2 protein-coding genes are annotated in these 1,675 nt (G+C 41.3%); both read right to left on the bottom strand.

Annotated features, from left to right (window positions below; translation table 11 throughout):
• Nucleotides 1-371: orotidine-5'-phosphate decarboxylase (gene pyrF, locus BHE89_RS16535; RefSeq protein WP_128860639.1), on the bottom strand; the 371-nt coding region annotated here is incomplete at its 3' end.
• Nucleotides 372-417: 46 nt separating this feature from the next.
• Nucleotides 418-1,587 (bottom strand): lipopolysaccharide assembly protein LapB, encoded by a 1,170-nt coding sequence (lapB, locus tag BHE89_RS16540; RefSeq protein WP_069369228.1) that lies wholly within the window; start codon nt 1,585-1,587, stop codon nt 418-420.
• Between the last annotated feature and the right edge of the window lie 88 nt (nt 1,588-1,675).

Genomic DNA, 1,675 nt, shown 5'->3' on the forward strand with positions numbered 1-1,675 from the left:
AAAAGTGGTGCATCTTTACCAAATACAGCAAGACTCTCTTTAGCTGCTCGCATCATACGACTTCCACCACTCGCATGGACATTAACCATCCATACACCTAAATCAGCAGCCGCGGCGACAGCTCTTGCAACGGTATTGGGAATATCATGAAATTTTAAATCTAAGAAAATATCAAACCCTTCTTTTTGTAATTGAGTCACAAATTGAGGTCCAAAACGGGTAAACATTTCTTTACCAATTTTTAAACGACAAGATGAGGGATCGATACGCTGTGCAAAATCTAATGCACTTTTTTGGTCTTCATAGTCTAGTGCCACAATAACGGGCGCGCAGGTAAGCTCGGGCGATTTTTTATCACAATGAAATGACATTTTAGGGCCTTTATTTATAGAGAGACTATTAAAAAAAGTGACATCGTCACTGACCATCTAAACCGCGAATAGGTTTAACGGTATCCCATGAACGACAGGATGGACAATGCCAATATAATGCATGAGAAGTAAAACCACATTTATGGCAACGATAATCGGGTTTCGTGCGAATTTGTTCACCTACCATATAGCGCAATAAGATAAGACTCTCTTTGGCACGTCCTTCTTCTGCTTCAGCTAAATGGTAACGCATTAAACGATAGAACAGACGCATTGTGGGATGACGCTCTAATTGACGATTAATATATAACTGAGCCGCTTCAATACCTTCTTTAGCTTCAATAATATCCGCAAGGTAAAGCTCTGCGATCGCACCACAATTACTATCCACACATTGACGTAAATAGGTTTCCCAACGAGAAGTATCGTTTTGAGCCTGGAAACATTCAAAAAGCATAGGCAAGGTTTCACTGACCATCTCTTTATCTTGCTCAATCACTTTCATTAAAACATCGATAGCTTTTTGTTTATCATCACGAGCAATATAGATACGACCATACATAATTGAAACACGAGCGCAGAGGGGATCCATTTGCCCTGCTTTTTGCAACAAACTAAGCGCGCTATCAAGATTATCACTGCTCATTTCTTGAAGTGCCAATTCACAATAAAAATGTGAAATTTGTTCTTTTAATTCATGCTGACCTAATTTAACCAATTTTTCAGCCGTCTCTATGGCTTTTCCCCAATCGCTAGTTAACTGGTAAATCGCGAGTAAAGACTGCAGTGCGCTTTGACGAAATTCTTGTTCATCAATAAGTTGCTGAAACATATTCTCAGCACGATCGTAAACACCAGCCGCTACATAGTCACGACCTAACTGTTGAACAGCGAGTAGACGTTGATCAAAGGAAAGTGCGGCACTTTCCATTAATGATTGGTGGATACGAATAGCACGCTCGACTTCGCCACGAGAGCGAAAAAGATTACCTAAAGTAAGATGGGCTTCAAAAGCAGAACTATCTTCTTTAAGCATTTCGAGGAAAAGATCAACCGCTTTATCTTGCTGATCAGAAAGTAAAAAGTTTACACCCGCCACATATTCACGTGACAGGCGATCGGCGTTCTGCTGTTTATCCTGTTGAGCGCCACGACGCCCCATATACCAGCCGTAAGCCGCAGCGACAGGTAATAACAGAAACAGCAATTCTAGCATCAGCTATCGTCCTTATTTCGTAGCAGAAGCAACCGTTGGGCGACTTTCTTGGTTTTCTTGTTTTGCTTGGGCGCTTTCAAGGCGTTTT

It is taken from the genome of Shigella sp. FC1967 (genome assembly GCF_001743005.1).
Classification (GTDB): domain Bacteria; phylum Pseudomonadota; class Gammaproteobacteria; order Enterobacterales; family Enterobacteriaceae; genus Proteus.

Bases quoted from the DNA above. Each gene is read 5' to 3' on its own strand.
- lapB (WP_069369228.1), bottom strand. From the start codon at position 1,587: ATGCTAGAATTGCTGTTTCTGTTATTACCTGTCGCTGCGGCTTACGGC.